The sequence below is a fragment of the Streptomyces sp. NPDC056296 genome, from assembly GCF_042268605.1.
Taxonomy (GTDB): domain Bacteria; phylum Actinomycetota; class Actinomycetes; order Streptomycetales; family Streptomycetaceae; genus Streptomyces.
The window spans coordinates 1-18,172 of sequence record NZ_JBHJRX010000065.1; the positions used below are offsets into that span (position 1 = coordinate 1).

16 protein-coding genes, 2 pseudogenes and 1 riboswitch are annotated in these 18,172 nt (G+C 71.7%); of the genes and pseudogenes, 12 read left to right on the top strand and 6 right to left on the bottom strand.

Going from position 1 to position 18,172, the window contains the following annotated elements:
- From ACFCZF_RS34440 to ACFCZF_RS34460, 5 genes and pseudogenes are all read left to right on the top strand, one after another.
- Nucleotides 1-261: flavodoxin-dependent (E)-4-hydroxy-3-methylbut-2-enyl-diphosphate synthase (locus tag ACFCZF_RS34440; protein WP_376674983.1), on the top strand; the 261-nt coding region annotated here is incomplete at its 5' end.
- 27 nt (nt 262-288) lie between these two features.
- Nucleotides 289-2,241 (top strand): 1-deoxy-D-xylulose-5-phosphate synthase, encoded by a 1,953-nt coding sequence (dxs, locus tag ACFCZF_RS34445; protein ID WP_376674984.1) that lies wholly within the window; start codon nt 289-291, stop codon nt 2,239-2,241.
- A complete protein-coding gene (locus ACFCZF_RS34450; RefSeq protein WP_375906634.1) occupies nt 2,242-3,627 on the top strand; it encodes an aspartate aminotransferase family protein in 1,386 nt (461 codons plus the stop codon).
- A gap of 488 nt (nt 3,628-4,115) precedes the next feature.
- A pseudogene (locus ACFCZF_RS34455) lies at nt 4,116-4,238 on the top strand (XRE family transcriptional regulator); the annotation flags it as partial.
- A 31-nt stretch (nt 4,239-4,269) separates the two neighbouring features.
- Complete coding sequence (locus tag ACFCZF_RS34460; RefSeq protein WP_376674985.1) at nt 4,270-4,392, top strand: DUF6126 family protein; 123 nt, start codon at nt 4,270-4,272, stop codon at nt 4,390-4,392.
- A 30-nt stretch (nt 4,393-4,422) separates the two neighbouring features.
- On the opposite strand, the gene ACFCZF_RS34465 is transcribed toward ACFCZF_RS34460, so the two are convergent.
- Complete coding sequence (locus ACFCZF_RS34465; protein ID WP_376674986.1) at nt 4,423-5,220, bottom strand: tyrosine-protein phosphatase; 798 nt, start codon at nt 5,218-5,220, stop codon at nt 4,423-4,425.
- Nucleotides 5,221-5,643: 423 nt separating this feature from the next.
- Nucleotides 5,644-5,801: riboswitch (cyclic di-AMP (ydaO/yuaA leader) on the top strand.
- A 4-nt stretch (nt 5,802-5,805) separates the two neighbouring features.
- On the opposite strand from ACFCZF_RS34465, the gene ACFCZF_RS34470 reads away from it, so the two are divergent.
- Nucleotides 5,806-6,783 (top strand): peptidoglycan DD-metalloendopeptidase family protein, encoded by a 978-nt coding sequence (locus ACFCZF_RS34470; RefSeq protein ID WP_376674987.1) that lies wholly within the window; start codon nt 5,806-5,808, stop codon nt 6,781-6,783.
- A gap of 204 nt (nt 6,784-6,987) precedes the next feature.
- A complete protein-coding gene (locus ACFCZF_RS34475) occupies nt 6,988-7,773 on the top strand; it encodes an SGNH/GDSL hydrolase family protein (protein ID WP_376675016.1) in 786 nt (261 codons plus the stop codon).
- A gap of 530 nt (nt 7,774-8,303) precedes the next feature.
- Here the strand turns inward: ACFCZF_RS34475 and ACFCZF_RS34480 are convergent.
- Both ACFCZF_RS34480 and ACFCZF_RS34485 read right to left on the bottom strand, forming a co-directional pair.
- Nucleotides 8,304-8,924, bottom strand: a complete 621-nt coding sequence (locus ACFCZF_RS34480; protein ID WP_376674988.1) for a TetR/AcrR family transcriptional regulator — start codon at nt 8,922-8,924, stop codon at nt 8,304-8,306.
- 59 nt (nt 8,925-8,983) lie between these two features.
- On the bottom strand, nt 8,984-9,568 hold the full coding sequence (locus ACFCZF_RS34485) for a carboxymuconolactone decarboxylase family protein (RefSeq protein WP_376674989.1): 585 nt from the start codon (nt 9,566-9,568) through the stop codon (nt 8,984-8,986).
- Nucleotides 9,569-9,738: 170 nt separating this feature from the next.
- Here ACFCZF_RS34485 and ACFCZF_RS34490 point away from each other — a divergent pair, with 170 nt between their 5' ends.
- Nucleotides 9,739-10,932 carry an MBL fold metallo-hydrolase gene (locus ACFCZF_RS34490; RefSeq protein WP_376674990.1) on the top strand — a complete coding sequence of 398 codons (1,194 nt, stop codon included), beginning with the start codon at nt 9,739-9,741 and terminating at the stop codon, nt 10,930-10,932.
- Between the two features lie 108 nt (nt 10,933-11,040).
- Here ACFCZF_RS34490 and ACFCZF_RS34495 read toward each other — a convergent pair whose 3' ends face one another.
- The 3 genes and pseudogenes from ACFCZF_RS34495 to ACFCZF_RS34505 form a co-directional block, all read right to left on the bottom strand.
- On the bottom strand, nt 11,041-11,463 hold the full coding sequence (locus tag ACFCZF_RS34495; protein WP_376674991.1) for an ATP-binding protein: 423 nt from the start codon (nt 11,461-11,463) through the stop codon (nt 11,041-11,043).
- 200 nt (nt 11,464-11,663) lie between these two features.
- The gene (locus tag ACFCZF_RS34500; RefSeq protein WP_376674992.1) at nt 11,664-13,490 is read right to left on the bottom strand and encodes a glycoside hydrolase family 3 protein; all 1,827 of its coding nucleotides are present in this window, start codon (nt 13,488-13,490) and stop codon (nt 11,664-11,666) included.
- A gap of 293 nt (nt 13,491-13,783) precedes the next feature.
- Nucleotides 13,784-14,218, bottom strand: a pseudogene (locus ACFCZF_RS34505) (short chain dehydrogenase); the annotation flags it as partial.
- Between the two features lie 542 nt (nt 14,219-14,760).
- On the opposite strand from ACFCZF_RS34505, the gene ACFCZF_RS34510 reads away from it, so the two are divergent.
- From ACFCZF_RS34510 to ACFCZF_RS34525, 4 genes are all read left to right on the top strand, one after another.
- Nucleotides 14,761-16,641 (top strand): ATP-binding protein, encoded by a 1,881-nt coding sequence (locus ACFCZF_RS34510; RefSeq protein ID WP_376674993.1) that lies wholly within the window; start codon nt 14,761-14,763, stop codon nt 16,639-16,641.
- 89 nt (nt 16,642-16,730) lie between these two features.
- Nucleotides 16,731-17,165, top strand: coding sequence for a roadblock/LC7 domain-containing protein (locus tag ACFCZF_RS34515; protein WP_375921966.1), 435 nt, complete (start codon nt 16,731-16,733; stop codon nt 17,163-17,165).
- Between the two features lie 2 nt (nt 17,166-17,167).
- Nucleotides 17,168-17,542, top strand: a complete 375-nt coding sequence (locus tag ACFCZF_RS34520; protein ID WP_376674994.1) for a DUF742 domain-containing protein — start codon at nt 17,168-17,170, stop codon at nt 17,540-17,542.
- Nucleotides 17,520-18,164 carry an ATP/GTP-binding protein gene (locus ACFCZF_RS34525; RefSeq protein ID WP_375921963.1) on the top strand — a complete coding sequence of 215 codons (645 nt, stop codon included), beginning with the start codon at nt 17,520-17,522 and terminating at the stop codon, nt 18,162-18,164. Before ACFCZF_RS34520 ends, ACFCZF_RS34525 begins: the two co-directional genes overlap by 23 nt.
- Nucleotides 18,165-18,172 lie beyond the last annotated feature (8 nt).

Here is an 18,172-nt window from a genome sequence, read left to right on the forward strand (position 1 = left end):
ACCGCCGGCCTGGAGGGCATGGACGTCCCGCTGCGCGTCGCCGTCATGGGCTGCGTCGTCAACGGCCCCGGCGAGGCCCGCGAGGCCGACCTCGGCGTCGCCTCCGGCAACGGCAAGGGCCAGATCTTCGTCAAGGGCGAGGTCGTCAGGACCGTCCCCGAGTCCAAGATCGTGGAGACGTTGATCGACGAAGCGATGCGGATCGCCGAACAGATGGAGAAGGACGGCGCGTCGGGGGAGCCGGCCGTCACCGTGAGCTGAACAGCACGGACCGAAGGGGGCCCGAGCGTGACGATTCTGGAGAGTATCCGGGGACCACGCGACCTGAAGGCGCTGGCCGAGGCGGAACTCGGTGAACTGTCCGACGAGATACGTGACTTCCTGGTGCACGCGGTCGCCCGCACCGGCGGACACCTCGGACCCAACCTGGGGGTGGTGGAACTCACCGTCGCCCTGCACCGGGTGTTCGAGTCACCGACCGACCGCATCCTCTGGGACACCGGCCACCAGAGCTACGTACACAAACTCCTGACAGGGCGGCAGGACTTCTCCAAGCTGCGCGGCAAGGGCGGCCTGTCCGGCTATCCCTCGCGCGAGGAGTCGGAGCACGACGTCATCGAGAACAGCCACGCCTCCACCGTCCTCGGCTGGGCCGACGGCCTCGCCAAGGCCCGTCAGGTGCAGGGGGAGCGCGGCCACGTCGTCGCCGTCATCGGCGACGGCGCGCTCACCGGAGGCATGGCCTGGGAGGCCCTGAACAACATCGCGGCGGCCAGGGACCGGCCGCTGATCATCGTCGTCAACGACAACGAACGCTCGTACGCCCCGACCATCGGCGGTCTCGCCAACCACCTCGCGACGCTCCGGACGACCGACGGCTACGAGCGGATGCTGGCCTGGGGCAAGGATGTCCTCCAGCGCACCCCCGTGGTCGGCAACACCGTCTACGAGGCCCTGCACGGCGCCAAGAAGGGCTTCAAGGACGCCTTCGCCCCGCAGGGGCTCTTCGAGGACCTGGGGCTGAAGTACGTCGGCCCGATCGACGGGCACGACACCGGGGCCGTCGAGTCGGCGCTGCGGCGCGCGAAACGCTTCCACGGGCCGGTGCTGGTGCACTGCCTCACGGAGAAGGGCCGCGGCTACGAACCCGCCCTGCGCGACGAGGAGGACCACTTCCACACCGTCGGTGTGATGGACCCGCTCACCTGCGCGCCGCTCAGCCCCTCGAACGGGCCGTCCTGGACGTCCGTGTTCGGCGAGGAGATCGTCCGGATCGGTGAGGAGCGCGACGACGTCGTGGCGATCACCGCGGCCATGCTGCACCCGGTCGGCCTCGCCGCCTTCGCCGAACGCTTCCCCGACCGGGTCTGGGACGTCGGCATCGCCGAGCAGCACGCCGCCGTGTCCGCGGCCGGCCTCGCCACCGGCGGGCTCCATCCGGTCGTCGCCGTCTACGCCACCTTCCTCAACCGCGCCTTCGACCAGCTGCTCATGGACGTGGCCCTGCACCGCTGCGGGGTCACCTTCGTCCTGGACCGGGCCGGCGTCACCGGCGCCGACGGGCCCTCGCACAACGGCATGTGGGACATGTCCGTCCTCCAGGTCGTCCCGGGGCTGCGCATCGCCGCCCCGCGCGACGCCGACCAGCTGCGCGCCCAGCTGCGCGAGGCGGTGGCCGTCGACGACGCGCCGACGCTGGTGCGCTTCCCCAAGGAGTCCGTGGGCCCGGCCGTACCCGCCGTCGACCGGGTCGGCGGCATGGACGTCCTGCACGCGGCCGACCGGCCCGAGGTGCTGCTCGTGGCCGTCGGCGTGATGGCGCCCGTCTGCCTCCGCGCCGCCGAGCTGCTCGAAGCCCGCGGCATCCGGTGCACCGTCGTCGACCCGCGCTGGGTCAAACCCGTCGACCCGGCGCTCGCGCCCCTGGCCGCCCGACACCGTCTGGTGGCCGTCGTGGAGGACAACAGCCGCGCCGCCGGGGTCGGTTCGGCGGTGGCACTGGCGCTGGGCGACGCGGACGTCGACGTACCCGTGCGCCGGTTCGGCATCCCCGAGCAGTTCCTCGCACACGCCAAGCGCGCCGAGGTGCTCGCCGACATCGGTCTCACGCCGGTCGAGATCGCCGGGCGGATCAGCGCGAGCCTGGCCGTCGGAGCGCAGGCCGGAGCGCAGGCCGGGGAAAAGGCCGGAGATCAGGCCGGGGACGTACGGACCGTCACGCCAGTCCAAGGAGAGAGCTGAATGACCAAGGAGTTCGACCTCGCCGCGCTCTTGGCCGAGCGCGGAGCCGAGCGATACGAGCTGCACGCCAAGCACCTCAACCACCAGCTGCCGCGCATGCTGCACACCATCGGCTTCGACAAGGTCTACGAGCGGGCCGAGGGCGCGCACTTCTGGGACGCGGACGGCAACGACTACCTGGACATGCTCGCCGGGTTCGCGGTGATGGGCCTGGGGCGCCACCACCCCGTCGTACGCAAGGCGCTGCACGACGTCCTCGACGCCTCGCTGGCCGACCTCACCCGTTTCGACTGCCCGCCGCTGCCCGGGCTGCTGGCCGAGAAGCTGCTCTCCTACAGCCCGCACCTGGACCGGGTCTTCTTCGGCAACAGCGGCACGGAGGCGGTCGAGACCGCGCTGAAGTTCGCCCGGTACGCGACCGGCAGGCCGAGGATCCTGTACTGCTCGCACGCCTTCCACGGGCTGACCACCGGCTCGCTGTCCGTCAACGGCGAGAACGGCTTCCGCGACGGCTTCGCCCCGCTGCTCCCCGACACCGCCGTCCCGCTCGGCGACCTGGACGCCCTGGCGCGGGAGCTCAAGCACGGCGACGTGGCCGCGCTGATCGTGGAGCCGGTCCAGGGCAAGGGCGTGCACGAGGCCCCGCCCGGCTATCTGCGCGCCGCGCAGGAGCTGCTGCACCGGCACAAGGCGCTGCTGATCGCCGACGAGGTGCAGACGGGCCTCGGCCGGACGGGCAGGTTCTACGCCTTCCAGCACGAGGACGGCGTCGAGCCCGACCTGGTGTGCGTGGCCAAGGCGCTGTCCGGCGGATACGTGCCGGTGGGGGCCACGCTGGGCAAGGACTGGATCTTCCAGAAGGTGTTCTCCTCGATGGACCGGGTGCAGGTCCACTCGGCGAGCTTCGGGTCCAACGCGCAGGCCATGGCGGCCGGGCTCGCGGTGCTGTCGGTGATGGAGAACGAGGAGATCGTGGCGAACGCGGCCGCGGTGGGGGAGCGGCTGAAGTCCCGGCTGGCCGAGCTGGTGGACCGCTACGAGCTGCTCGCCGACGTCCGGGGGCGGGGGCTGATGATCGGCATCGAGTTCGGCCGGCCCAGGTCCCTGAAGCTGCGCAGCCGCTGGACGATGCTGCAGGCCGCGCGTAAGGGTCTGTTCGCGCAGATGGTCGTGGTGCCGCTGCTGCAACGGCACCGGATCCTGACGCAGGTGTCCGGCGACCACCTGGAGGTGATCAAGCTGATCCCGCCGCTGATCATCGACGCGGGGGACGCGGACCGGTTCGTCGACGCCTTCACCGAGGTGATGGACGACGCCCACAATGGCGGCGGCCTGATGTGGGACTTCGGAAAGACGCTGGTCAGGCAGGCGGTGGGCAACCGTTAGCGCGTCCGGCCGCGACCGTCTTCGCCTCTGAGGCAAGAAAATTGCCCGTCGGGCAAGTATCGGGCTGAATGGAGGCATGACCTCCCATGAACCGGTCCGCCGTCGCCGGACGCGGTGTCCGTCGTGGCACCGCAGCTGCGTGCGGTGTGGCGCCGGGCCGCCGCAGGTGTCCTGCCTGACAGTGATGGGCAGCGCAAAGTAATGGGACTGGTACGCTTAGTGCTCTGTTGGGGGCGACAATCAAGCTCACAGCAGCCCGAGTGAGTCCTGTACTTGCTCCGGCGGCCGGAAGGGTCGTCGTCGGACGGGCATGACCCGTCAAACTCCCCGGAGCGATCCAGGCGGAGAGTCTCCTGAGCTACCCGGGAGAGCGCTTCAAGGTACGACCGTCTCGGAAACCTATGAGACATCGCTGACTGGGGCGCGGCGGCCAGATGGTGCTGTTTCGCGTCCCTGTCAGCGCTCAGCTGAAGCGCACCTGTAGGCGCCCCGGCGACAGCCCGCGCCTCGACTCGCTAACCCTGCACCGGATCGCCGACGGGGTCGAGTCACTGTTCGTCCACACCCTGACGCAGAGTGCCTCGGCAGCGCTATGCCTGGACTCGCCACCACGCCGGCCCACCCCACCCTTGGAGGGACGCCATGAACCTGCAGGAGAAGCTCCCGCGCGCCCTGTGGGTGCGGCTCTTCATCTACCTCATCGTGGGACACGTCCTCGCGGCCTTCATCTACCTGCTCTTCGAGGTGGGCGCCAACAGCCGGTGAGCGGGTGGGCCGGTCGGTGAGCCGGTGGGCTCAGTCCAGCATCCGCTCGCGCAGCCGCTCCCGGGTCTCCGGAGTGATCCGCAGGCCCTTCTCCAGGTAGGCGTCGACCCCGCCCCAGGTCTCCTCGACGGTCTCGAAGGCCGCCGCCAGGTACTCGGCGCGCGCGTCGAAGAGGGGGCTGAGCAGCTCCATGACCTCGGGGGAGTAGGCCGAGGCGGCGGAGCTGCTGCGGCGCACCTTGTAGCGACGGTGCGCGGCGTTGGACTTCAGGTAGTCGTCGATGACGGCCTCGCGCTCGACGCCCAGGGCGAGCAGGGTGACCGCGATCGACAGGCCCGCGCGGTCCTTGCCGGCCGCGCAGTGCATCAGCGCGGGGACGCTGTCCTCGGCGAGCGCGTGCAGTACCCGGGAGTGCTCCGCCGTGCGCTCCTTGATGATCATGCGGTAGGAGCCGATCATCCGGTCGGCGCCCTTGTCGCCCGCCAGGATCTCGCGCAGCTGGTCGAGGTCGCCGTCGCGGACCATCTTCCAGAACTCGGCACCGTCGGCCGGATCGCTCAGCGGCAGGTTCACATTGCGCACGCCCGGCAGCGCGACGTCCGGACCCTCGAGCTTCTGGTCGGCCGCGTTGCGGAAGTCGAAGATGGTGTGCAGGCCCAGCGAGGCCAGGAACGCGGCGTCCTCCCCGGTGGCGTGCGCCAGGTGGCCGCTGCGGAACAGCACCCCTTGTCGCACCCGCCGCCCGTCCACGGTCGGCAGCCCGCCCACGTCACGGAAGTTACGCACACCGGCCAGCTCGGGTTCGGTCGACGGGACCTGCTGCGTCACGGGGGCTCCTCCCACTCCGCCCCGTCGACGCTGCTCGCCGACGGGCACCACTCGAAGATACGGCACGGTCCGGGGGCCTCGGCGGCACCATCGCCCGACTGCGTCATATCTGAACCTTCTGTCCGAATTGGCACCTTCATTCCAACTAGCGCTGGAATAAAAGGGACTGGGGAGACGGCGCGTGAGCAGCGTCATATCCGTGACCGTGCGTTGCCCGTCATGTTCACGTAATGCGACCGGTTTTCAAGGCTGTTTACCGGAAAGGGCACTGCGCGAATCGACGGAGGGTGACCGGTAATTCCCGTAAAGGATCAATCGGAACACCTGCCAATGGAACCCCTCGCTTGTCCCCGCGCGTCTTGGTCCCTTACGTTCACCACCGATCCGGACGGACGCCTAATCCTGCCGCCGACCGGAGCCCGCACTCATCCACCACCCGTACACGGCAGGAGCGGGGGACCCACAGGTACAACTGCCTGTTCCGGTTCCCGGAACGGCTTGGGGTAAAGCCGCGTCTCGGCGCGGCCGGGCATCTCCAGCTCGCACCCGACAGCTCACCTCGTAGGCGCCGGAGAGGAATTCGCCATGCCCGCGAAGGGTAAGCACCGCCGTACCAGGGCCATGCGCCTGACCCGCACCATCGCCGTCGCCGGAACCGGTGGCGCCGCGCTCGCGCTCCCGCTGCTCGGCGCCGCCGGCGCCCAGGCCGCACCCGCGCAGTCCGTGTCCGAGCAGGCCGTTCAGTCCATACCGACGACGGCGAAGAAGGCCGCCGGCGGCAGCGCCGAGAAGAACTCCGACTCGCGGACGTACACTGTCAAGAGCGGTGACTACCTCTCGAAGATCGCCGACGAGCAGGACGTCGACGGCGGCTGGAAGAAGCTGTACTCGGACAACCGCGACATCGTCGGCTCGGACCCGTCGCTGATCCACCCCGGCCTGAAGCTCTCGGTCGGCGAGCAGGCCGCCAAGTCGTCGGCCCCCTCGTCCTCCGCCGAGTCGGAGAAGCCGGCCGAGAAGCCCGCCGCGCCGAAGAAGTCGTCCTCCGAGAAGTCCGAGTCGGCGAAGTCCGAGTCGGCCGAGAAGTCGTCGGACGCCGCGAAGACCTCCTCCTCGGACTCGTCGAACACGAGCGCCCAGTCCGCCGGTACCGCCAGCGGCTTCGCCTCGCCCGTTCCCGGCGGCAGCGTCGGCACCCCGTACCACCAGTCGGGCAGCATGTGGTCCAGCGGCTACCACACCGGCACGGACTTCGTCGTCCCGACCGGCACCTCGCTCAAGGCCGTCGGCGCGGGCACCGTCGTCTCCGCCGGCTGGGGCGGCGCGTACGGCAACCAGGTCGTCATCCAGCTCTCCGACGGCCACTACGCCCAGTACGCCCACCTGTCCTCGCTCTCCGTCTCCGCCGGTCAGTCCGTGACGGCGGGTCAGCAGGTCGGTCTCTCGGGTGCCACCGGCAACGTGACCGGTCCGCACCTGCACTTCGAGATCCGCACCTCGCCGGACTACGGCTCGGACGTGGACCCGATCGCGTACCTGCGCTCGCACGGCGTCTCTCTCTGACGACGGCTCCGGCGCAGCCTCCGCGCCTCCGAAGGCCGGACCCCGATCCCCGGGTCCGGCCTTCGGTGTATTCCGGAATTGACGAACACTTTAGGCGTGGTTTTTCTCACCGACCGTCAACCCTTTCCTACGGTCGCGTAGGTCACATTCCAAGGTGAATCATGGGCCGACGTGGCAGACGATTCGAAGAGTGACAGCAGAGAAGTGATCGGGTCGTACGTGGCGGTGGGGGACAGCTTCACCGAGGGCGTCGGCGACCCCGGCCCCGAGGGGGCGTTCGTCGGCTGGGCGGACCGGTTGGCCGTACTGCTCGCGGACCGGCGCCCCGAGGGCGACTTCGGGTACGCGAACCTCGCCGTGCGCGGCAGGCTGCTCGACCGGATCGTGGCGGAACAGGTCCCGCGAGCCGTCGAACTCGCCCCGGACCTGGTCTCGTTCGCGGCGGGCGGCAACGACATCATCCGGCCCGGCACCGATCCGGACGAGGTGGCCGAGCGGTTCGAGCGCGCGGTGGCCGCGCTGACCGCGGCGGCCGGCACCGTCCTGGTGACGACCGGCTTCGACACCCGTGGGGTGCCCGTCCTCAAACATCTGCGCGGCAAGATCGCGACCTACAACGGGCACGTCCGTGCCGTCGCCGACCGCTACGGCTGCCCCGTGCTCGACCTGTGGTCGCTCCGGAGCGTCCAGGACCGCAGGGCGTGGGACGCCGACCGGCTGCACCTGTCGCCGGAGGGCCACACGCGCGTGGCGCTGCGCGCGGGCCAGGCCCTCGGCCTGCGCGTCCCCGCCGACCCGGACCAGCCCTGGCCGGCCCTGCCGCCCCGCGGCACCCTGCACGTCAGGCGCGACGACGTGCACTGGGCACGCGAGTACCTGGTGCCGTGGATCGGACGCCGACTGCGAGGCGAGTCGTCGGGCGACCACGTGACCGCGAAGGGGGCGCTGTCGCCGGACGACATCAAGGTGCGGATCGCGGCGGTGGCCTGACGGCGGCGTGGGGTGTGCGGCGTGCGGCTTACGGCGCGGTGTGGGGCGTGCGGCGGACGGTCGCGGGGTCGCTCTGCCGGATTGCGCGGGTGGCCGTGGGCCGGGTGGGCGGACGCCGGCGGGCGGGTGGCTGGCGTCCGGTTCGCCGCCGGGTGGCGAGGGGTGGGGGCGGGTCTGGCCGCTGGTGGAACGGTGGCCGGGGGGCCGTCCGGCGTGCCGCGCATGCGGGGGCGCGGGCCTGGCCGTTGGTGGAACGGTGGCCGGGTGGCCGGCCCGTCGTGGCGCGGCTGTGGGGGCGCGGGCCTGGCCGTTGGTGGAACGGTGGCCGGGGGGCCGTCCGGCGTGCCGCGCATGCGGGGGCGCGGGCCGGCCGCCGGTGGAACGGTGGCCGGCCCGTCGTGGCGCGGCTGTGGGGGCGGGCCCGGCCGCCGGTGGAACGGTGATCGAGGGGCTGGCCCGTCGCGCCCCGGACGCCGGGGCGGGGGTGTCCGTCCGCGGTGAGGAGCCGCCGGCCCCGCGCGAGGCCGCGCCTAGCGCCGTGGTGTCGTCAACGCCTCGCGAGTCAGGCCGAGTTCTCGGGCGAGGGCCTCGTCCGTCCACTCCTGGGCGCGGGCCCGGGACACCGCACCCGGGTAGGACGTCAGCTGCACGGCCAGCCCGTCGAGCAGGGCGGTCAGACGCAGGGCCGCGCCGTCGGGCTCCGGGCAGGTGAACTCCCCGGCGGCCACGCCTTCGGCGATGACCTCGGCGATCGCCGCCTTCCACTGACGGTCCAGTTCCCGCGTGACCTCCCGCAGCGCGGGCTCGCGCAGCGCCACCGCCCAGCCCTCGATCCACAGCCGCCAGCCCTTGGCCTGCCCGGTCGGGGCGTACCAGCGCACCGCCGCCCGCAACCGGCGCAGTGCCGACGTACGGCGGCCGAGCAGTTTGCGCAGACGGGCGAGATCGTCCTCGGCGGCGTACGTGAACGCCGCGGCGACCAGCTTCTCCTTCGTGGAGAAGTGGTAGAGCACCAGCGCGTTGCTGACACCGAGCGCGGCGGCCACGTCGGCGATCCGCAACGCCGCCACGCCCCGCGCCGATATCTGCTCGATGGCCGCGCGCAGCAGCTCCTCGCGCCGCTCCGCGACACCCAACCGGACTCTCACCACGCCCGTCACCCTATACACGCGCCCGGACATGCGGCGACGGCCGCTTCAGGCCCGGTCGCTCAGTCCGTCGTCGCGGTGACCGGGCTGGTGGGCCCCGTGCCGGGCAGGTCGCAGGAGTCCTTGAAGCCCTGGCTGGTGAGGTCGAGCGCCGCGTTCATGCGGGAGCGCAGGTTCTCGACGGCGACCATGGCCGTCAGCTCCACGAACCCGGGCTCGCCCAGCCGGGCCCGCAGCCGCTCGGCGAGGTCGTCGCCGACGGTGGGCGGCGTCGCCGTCACCGCCTCGGCGTACTCCATGACGTCCCGCTCCAGCGGCGTGTACACATCGCTCTCCCGCCACGCCGGAACGTCGTGGAGCTTGCGCCGGTCCATGCCGCGCTCGGCGTTCTCCCAGTAGCCGAAGTCCATGCACCAGGAGCAGCCGATCGAGGCCGCCGAGGCCATCACCGCGAGCGCCTTCAGGTCGGAGTCCAGCCTGTTCCACTTGGCCACGGACTGCTCGAAACGCAGGTCGCCCCAGAGCACGCGCGGGTTGTGGGCGAGCGCCTTGCCGGGGTCGAGGACCTTGCCGTAGGCGCGCCGGGAGTACCACTCCATGACGCGGAGGAGGAGCGTCCGGGGCGGGGTGAGGGATACGCGGGCCATGAGGGCCACCTTCCTGTCCGTCGGTCGTGCCGGTGTGTGTTTCCGGGCGCTCCGTCGGGGGCGCCCTCACCGGTACGACGGGCGGAGGGAACTCGGATGTGACATCCGGCGTTCGAGTGACGTCGGACGAGACGATAATGAGAGCCTGACCTACTCCACCTGGAGGTACCGTGGCCGGTTTCCGTTACCCGAGCCCCGGGCTCAGCGTGCCGCGGCCCGCGGCCTTCGGCGCGGACCCGAGCGGTGAGCGCATGGCGCGCATCCGCAGATCGCCGCACTTCCGTGACGGCGTCTTCCAGAACCCCGGAGGCACCGCCCGAACCCGGCCCTCCGGATCGGCCGCGGAATTCGCCAAGATCTACTTCGACCGGCAGGCCCGGCTCCGTCGCTCGCCGCTGGGCACCGTGCCCGTGCACGCCACCACGCTCGCCGACCTCGCCGAGCCGCCCGCCACCGGACTGCGGCTGACCTGGATGGGACACTCCAGCGTGCTCGCCCAGATCGACGGACAGCGGGTGCTCTTCGACCCCGTGTGGGGCGAGCGCTGCTCCCCGTTCCCCTTCGCCGGTCCCAAGCGGCTGCATCCGGTCCCGGTGCCCCTGGCGGCCCTCGGCCCGGTCGACGTCGTCGTGATCTCGCACGACCACTACGACCACCTGGACATGCCCACGATCAAGGCGCTGGCCGGCACGGACACCCTGTTCGCGGTGCCGCTCGGCGTCGGCGCCCACCTCGAACGCTGGGGCGTCTCCACGGGCCGGCTGCGCGAGCTGGACTGGCACGAGTCGACGCGCGTCGGCGGCCTCACCCTGACCGCCACTCCGGCCCGGCACTTCTGCGGACGGGGACTGCGCAACACCCAGCACACTCTCTGGGCGTCCTGGGTCGTCGCCGGGGAGGAGCACCGCGTCTACCACAGCGGCGACACCGGCTACTTCGACGGCTTCCGGGACATCGGCGCCGCACACGGCCCGTTCGACGCCACGATGATCCAGCTCGGGGCGTACGCCGAATTCTGGCCGGACATCCACATGACTCCCGAGGAGGGCGTCCGCGCCCACCTCGATCTGCAGGGAGGGCGGCCCGGCGGTGCCCTGCTGCCGATCCACTGGGGGACCTTCAACCTCGCTCCGCACGCGTGGGCGGAGCCGGTGGAGTGGACGAGGGATGCGGCTGGGGAGGCGGGGCAGGCGGTGGCTTTCCCTCGTCCCGGCGAGCCGTTCGAGCCGGCGGGGCGGCTGCCCGAGGAGCCGTGGTGGCAGGCGGTGTCCGGTCCGATCGCGCACCCGTGGCGGCGTCCGCGGGGTGCTGAGGTCGTGGCCGAGCCGAGCAGGGGTGATCTCGACCTCGCCGGTGAGCGGTGACGTCGGTCGGGGACGAGCTCGGGGGCAGATGCTTGGGCGTCCATCGGTGTGCGGGCGGTGGCTACCGCCTGGACGGGCGAGCATCAGGGGCTGGCGGCTTCCACGCTGTCAGCGGGCACTCTCGGACGTCGTCGGCGGACGAAAGCAGGCGATGACTGTCTTTCCTCTAGGGCAGCGGCGGGCTTCCCAGTCGTCGGTGAGGGCATCGACGAGGAACATGCCCCGTCCGCCGAGGCGTTCGCCGCTCGGGGGGCGGGGCGTGGGCAGGGTGGTGGAAGTATCGTGCACGGCGACGTGCAGGCAGTGGCCGTCCCAGGTCATCGCCAACTGGGCGTGGGAGTGGGCGTGGACGTGAGCGTTGGTGACCAGTTCCGAGACGGTCAACAGCACAGCGTCCACCGTGTCCCGTGCGCTGTCGGTCCAGCCGAGGGTATCCAGGTGCCCGAGCGCCCAGTCACGCGCCGACTTCGGACTGCTGTCCAGCGGTAGCGAACGCGCCCAGCCCACCGCCCGTAGCGACGATTCGTCCACCGCGATCCTCCCCGTTCGGTCCTGGGACGCGAGTACCCCCTGCGTGCCGCCTGAAGCCGTGTGGTCGGCCTGCCGCTGCTGGGTGAGCGGGTTGCCGTTGCGGGCGAGAGTCCGGCCACGCTGCCGAGCGGGTGACGCTTTCGGCCCCGGTGCTCCCCCTGCAGGGGCACCGGGACGGAAAGCCGTGGGGGACGCGGACGTCAGTCGTCGTACGACAGGCCGTGCCCGGAGCGGAAGAGGACCTTGGTCGGGTCGTCGGCCCGTTGGATGGGTACCGGCAATTTGCCGCGCGGCTCGACCCGGCCGGCGATCACCCGCGCCGCGGCGCGCAGTTCGACCTCGGTCCAACAGTAGGAGACCAGTGAGGCCGGGACTTGGCCTAGGTGGGCGATGTCGTAGGGGTTGCGCACCGCGAGGTGGATGACGGGAACGCCCGTGGCGAGCAGCCTGGACACCAGGGTGCGTTGGGCGCTGGTGGCGCCGACGTTGTCGGTGGTGACCACCACCGCGTCCCGTCCCCGCGCGGCGGCCACGGCCTCGTCGATCTTCGCCGCGTCGGGAGCCCGGCCGGTGGCGAGGTGGGTGGTGCTGTAGCCCAGCTCGTCGAAGGCCTTGGCCAGCTCGGGCACCGTGGTGCGGGTGTCGTCGGTCGGGAAGGCCGGGCTGGCGCCGACCACGAGCAGCTTCTTCTGCCGACGGCGCAGCGGGAGCGCCTCGTCCTCGTTGACCAGCAGGGTGGTGGTGCGCTCGGCGATCCGGGCGGCGGTGCGCTGGTGCCTGCGGGCGCCGACGACCCGGTCGACCTCCTTCGGGGAGGCGTACGGGCTGCCGCTGAGCAGGCCGACCTTGTCCTTGACCCGCAGGATGCGCAGGACCGACTCGTCGAGTCGGTCCTCGGTGATCTCGCCGCTGCGGACGGCGGCCAGGACGCCGTGGTAGGCGACGTCGATGTTCGGCGGGAACAGCAGTTGGTCGACGCCGGCCTTGAGGGCCAGGACGGGCACGCGGTCGTCACCGTACTTGGTGCGCACACCCTGCATGTTGAGGGCGTCGGTGACGATCACACCGTCGAAGCCGAGCTCGTCGCGCAGCACGCCCTGGAGGATCGTGGGCGACAGGGTGGCCGGTTCGTTGCTGGGGTCGAGCGCGGGAACCTGGAGGTGCGCGGTCATGATCGAGTCGACGCCGGTGGCGATCGCGGCCCTGAAGGGCGGGGCGTCGATGCGTTCCCACTCCTCTCGGGTGTGGGTGATCACGGGCAGTCCGGTGTGGCTGTCCTGCGCGGTGTCCCCGTGGCCCGGGAAGTGCTTGGCGCAGGCCACGACGCCGGCCTGCTGATACCCCTTCACCTGGGCCGCCACCATACGACCGACCTCGCGGGCGTCGGCGCCGAAGGAGCGGACGTTGATGATGGGGTTGGCCGGATTGACGTTGACGTCGGCGACCGGGGCGAAGTTCTGGTGGATACCCAGGGCGGCCAGTTCGGTGCCCGATATCCACCCGGCGGTGCGCGCGTCGGAGAGCGAGCGGCCCGCGCCGAGCGCCATCGCGCCCGGCAGCTGGGTGGCGCCGCTGCCGATGCGGACGTTGGCCCCGTGCTCCTGGTCGATGGAGATCAGGGACGGGATGGGGGTGGGCAGGGCGAGCGAGGCGCGCTGCACACCGTTCGTCAAGTCCGCGATCTGGCGGGGGTCCTGGATGTTGTTCGTCCAGCCGGAGAAGTAGATGACACCGCCGATGTGGTACTTGGCGATGAGCTCGGCCACGGTGCGGACGCCGAGTTCCCTGAGATTGCGGTCCTGGTCGAACTGGCTGGGAGAAGTCGCCGACGCACCGTAGAAGTACGGCACGAACAGCTGGCCGATCTTCGCCTCGATGCTCATCCTGGAGATGATCTTCTTGAGGCGGTGGTCGCGCCTGTGCGCGACCGCGGGGGTCGCCGCCACGCCCACGATGCCCGTGGCGCTCGCGGCGACCACCGTCGCGGAGGCGAGAACGGTTCGTCTGGACAGACTCCGGTCCTGCATACGGACATGCCCCTTCCAGCCTTGCTCATCAAGGGAATTGAAGGAAACGTGCAGTACTCCGAACAGCGGGAAACGTAGCCCGCAGGTCATGGGCGGGGCAAGAGGTCTAGACAAAATAGGTCTAGACAAAACCGCCCTGTTGCCGGGGCCCGGACCCTGTCCGGGCGGCCGTGGGCGGGCTGGGCGACGGCCCTCGTGAGCGGAGCGGCGGCGGCCACCTGGCTCCTGCCGGACCCTCTGCCGTTCACCTGACACCCACCTCGGCCACTGAGCCGGGCAGGCCCGCACCGGGTCTATCCGCAGGATCGGACACCCACGAGTTCCTCGGAGGTCTGCCACGCACGCCGCGCCTCCTCGGTGCTGTGCGGGCGGCTGTACAGCCTCTGCTCCGCCGGAGGGCCACCCAGGTGCCCGGGGCCGCTCGGCCCGTAGAACCCGCCGCCCATGGCCCTGGGGGAAGTGGCGGCGTAGAGGGCGGGCAGCTGTGCGGTGTGGACCGTGCCGACAACGAGGCCACGGGCGGACAGGCGGCGGATCAGGCGCACGCCCAGCGTGTCCTTGGCGCGGCCGACCGCCGGGCGGGTGGCGAGCAGGCTCGTCGGCGCGACTCCGGGGTGAGAGAGGTTGCTCGTGATGCCCCAGCCCGCCGCTTCGCTGCGCCGGTCGAGTTCCAGGCCGAAGAGGCCGAAGGCGGTCTTCGACTGGCTGTAGGCGCGCATGCCGTCGTAGGGCCGCAGGCGCTGCGCTGACCGGCCGGCGCCCCCGCCGTACGCCGGAGCCGGGAATGTTGAGATCCCGCGCGAGGCGGCTGTACGGCGGATGATGGCCCGCCGCGGTACCGCGGGCACGTACCGCGGTCGGCGAAGGTGAGGCGGGCGGCGTCCCCGGCGCGACGCCCGTCATCTCCTCGCCCCGTCCGGGCGGGAGTCTCCGTTGTCACTCGCGGTGACTGAACTTGATCGAGTCGGACCGGTTCCCAGTGCTTCCGGAGCGGAAGCTTCACCGGCTTATCGGGCTGTCGTACGAAGCCTCATACCAGAGCGGGACGTTGTCCGGGGGACTTTGGCAACTGCCCACCGCACATGATGTGCGGGCGACTACTGTCAGTGTCCGTCGGGCGACGTAGACCGGATCCCCCGGTCCGCTCGGTCGACACCGCGACGACGCGTGCCCGCGTGGCGTCGCGTGTCCGCGTGGCATCCGCCACCACGCGCGAGCATCAGGGCCCGATCCGGGCCCGACGGACCAACGGACCAGTACGAGGACCCCGATGTCTCACCTCCGCGCCCCGGCCGCGCGAGCAGACCGCCGTGAGGGCGGGCGGCACGGCCGGCCGGCCTCACCCACCGCCCCCGCGCTGCCCGAGACCCACATACGCCCCCAACTCCTGCGTCTCGCCGTGCTGCCGCCCGTCGCTGTCGCCCTCGGCGCCTGCGCGGTCGTCCTGTTCACCGTCCGGTCCACCGGCGCCCGGCCCGGCCTCGTCCTGTGGGGCGTGCTCGCCGGGGCGGTCACGGTGACCCTCGCGGCCGTCGTCACCGCCGCCGTCGCCGCCGACCGCGCCGCGCGGTCCGTGCACGACCGCGTCGGCGCCCTGCGGCGCAGCACCGCGCGCCAGGAGGGCGATCTGCGGGCCGTGGTCGAGGCGTTGCGCCGCGGCGAGACCCCGCCCCAGCGCAAACCGCGCGGCGGACCGCCGGACGACGCCGACGACTTCGAACTGCTCGCCGCCGACCTGTCCCGCGCCCACGACGGCGCCGTCACCGCCGTCGTCCGGGCCGCCCAGCTCTCCAGCCAGGCGGGCAGCGAACAGAAGCTGGAGGTCTTCGTCAACCTCGCCCGGCGCCTGCAGTCGCTGGTGCACCGGGAGATCTCCATCCTGGACGAGCTGGAGAACGAGATCGAGGACCCCGACCTCCTCAAGGGCCTCTTCCACGTCGACCACCTCGCCACCCGCATCCGCCGCCATGCCGAGAACCTCGCCGTGATGGGCGGCGCCGTCTCCCGCCGGCAGTGGAGCAACCCCGTCGACATGACCGAGGTGCTCCGCTCGGCCATCGCCGAGGTCGAGCAGTACTCGCGCGTCCGGCTGGTCCCGCCGATCGACGGGACCCTGCGCGGCCACGCCGTCGCCGACGTCATCCACCTGCTGGCCGAACTCGTCGAGAACGCCACCCTGTTCTCCGCCCCGCAGACCCAGGTGCTGATGCGCGCCAACCTCGTCACCTCGGGCCTCGCCGTCGAGGTCGAGGACCGCGGACTCGGCATGCCCGTCGGCGAACAGAGCCGGATGAACGCCCTGCTCGCCGACCCGGACCAGGTCAACGTCGCCCGCCTGCTCGCGGACGGCCGCATCGGGTTGTACGTCGTCTCCCAGCTCGCGAAAAGGCACGGGATCACCGTCCGCCTGCAGACCAACATCTACGGCGGTGTCCAGGCCGTACTGGTCGTGCCGCAGGCCCTGTTGGGCACGGAGCCGGGAGTGCTCCCCGCGGGCGGAGCCCGGCCGGCGGAGGCCGGCGGGGCCGAACCCGTGCCCCTGCCGCCGCCCCGGCAGCAGCCGCCGACCGACGCCCCCGCGATGCCGCCGGTCCCCGCCGCACCCGCAGCCCCAGCCGCACCCGCTCCCGTCCCCTTCGCGCCCGCCCCCACGGTGCCCGCGCCGGCCCCGGCCCGCAGGGCGGACTCTGGCGAACCCGTGCCGCTGCCCGTGCGCGGCGCCCACCGGGACCGGCCCACCCCGGCAGCCGCCGTGCCCGGTGTCCGGCCCGAAGACCGGGGCGTCCTCGCCGAGCACGCGGCCACCCCGCCCGTCCCGCGCCACAGTGCGGTGCGCGGCACCATGGGCAAGCCCCAACTGCCCCGCCGCCGCGCCCAGGAGCACATCGCGCCCCAGCTGCGCGGCGGACCCGCACCGCGCCAGGAACCCGAGCAGCACGCCGGCCACGACCCCGGACTCATGGCGGCCTTCCAACGCGGCATCGGCCTCGCGGAGGCCCAGCAGCACATGGGGCCGGCCCCCATGGAGCCGACGCGCGTCGATCCGGCGCCGACGCGCACGGAACCGTCCCGCATGGAGCCGGCACACACGGAGCCGATCCCCATGGAGCCGATCCCCATGGAACCGACCCACCGGGACCCGGCCGGATGAGCAGCCCCGCGACCGCCCCCCGCTTCCTCCCCACCCCCACCCCCACCAGCGCTCCCGCAGACCTTCGTACCCCAAGGAGTCGATCCACCATGGCGAGCCACGCGCCGACCGGCCATGTATCCGACCTCGACTGGCTGATGAGCGGCCTCGTGCAGCGCGTGCCGCACACGTCCAGCGCGGTGCTCCTGTCCTGCGACGGACTGGTGAAGTCCGTCCACGGCCTCGACGCGGACAGCGCCGACCACATGGCGGCCCTGGCCTCCGGCCTGTACTCCCTCGGCCGCAGCGCCGGTGTCCGCTTCGGCGACGGCGGGGACGTACGGCAGGTCGTCGTCGAACTCGACTCGACCCTGCTCTTCGTCACCACCGCCGGTTCGGGCACCTGCCTCGCCGTACTGGCCGGCCGCGAGGCCGACGCGGCAGTGCTCGGCTACGAGATGGCGATGCTGGTCAAGAGCGTCCGCCCCTACCTGGTCACCGCGCCCCGACAGCACGCCGTCGAACCCCCGGCGATGAGGCCTTGAGGGTGGCCGCGGCCGGCGACGGGCCCTGGCTCGACGATGCGGCCGGACGGCTGGTGCGCCCTTTCACCGTGAGCAACGGCCGTACCCGGCCCACCGTCGAGCTCGACCTGATGTCCCAGGTGATGGCCACGGGGGCGACCCCCCTCGGTTACCTCGGTCCTGAACACGCGCAGGCACTCGACCTGTGCCGGGCGCCCCTCCCGGTCGCCGAGCTCGCCGCTCATCTGAGGCTTCCGGTGGCAGTCACCAAGGTGCTGCTGTCGGACCTCGTCGACTGCGGCGCGCTGACCACCAAACCCCCCGCCTCGTTCCACCACGACCCCACGGACCGGGCCCTTCTGGAGGCAGTGCTCGATGGACTACGACGACAGCTCTGACTACGGCCACGGACCCGTCCCGGGATCCGGCCACGACACCACCGACCCCTTCCCCACCGCGCTGAAGATCCTCGTGGCGGGCGGGTTCGGGGTGGGCAAGACGACCTTCGTCGGCGCGGTCAGCGAGATCGCACCGCTGAGCACGGAGGAACTGCTCACCACGGTCAGCGCCGCGACCGACAACCTCGACGGAATCGAGAACAAACTCGAAACGACCGTGGCCATGGACTTCGGCCGCCTCACCCTCGACCCGGAACACGTGCTGTACCTGTTCGGGACGCCCGGCCAGGAACGGTTCTGGTTCATGTGGGACGAGCTGTGCGAGGGCGCGCTCGGTGCCGTGATCGTCGCCGACACCCGCCGCCTTGAGGAGTCCTTCGCCGCCGTCGACTTCTTCGAGGAGCGCGGACTCGGCTTCATCGTCGCGATCAACGAGTTCGACGGTGCGTACCGCTACGACCCCGAGGAGGTGCGCGCCGCCATGGACCTCCATCCCGAGATCCCGATCGTGCGCTGCGACGCCCGGATCTCCAGTTCCGGCGTGCAGACCCTGCTCACCCTCGTACGCCACCTCATCGCCCACACACCGGCCCCCACGACGGGGTACGGCGCCCACAGGTGATCTCCAGG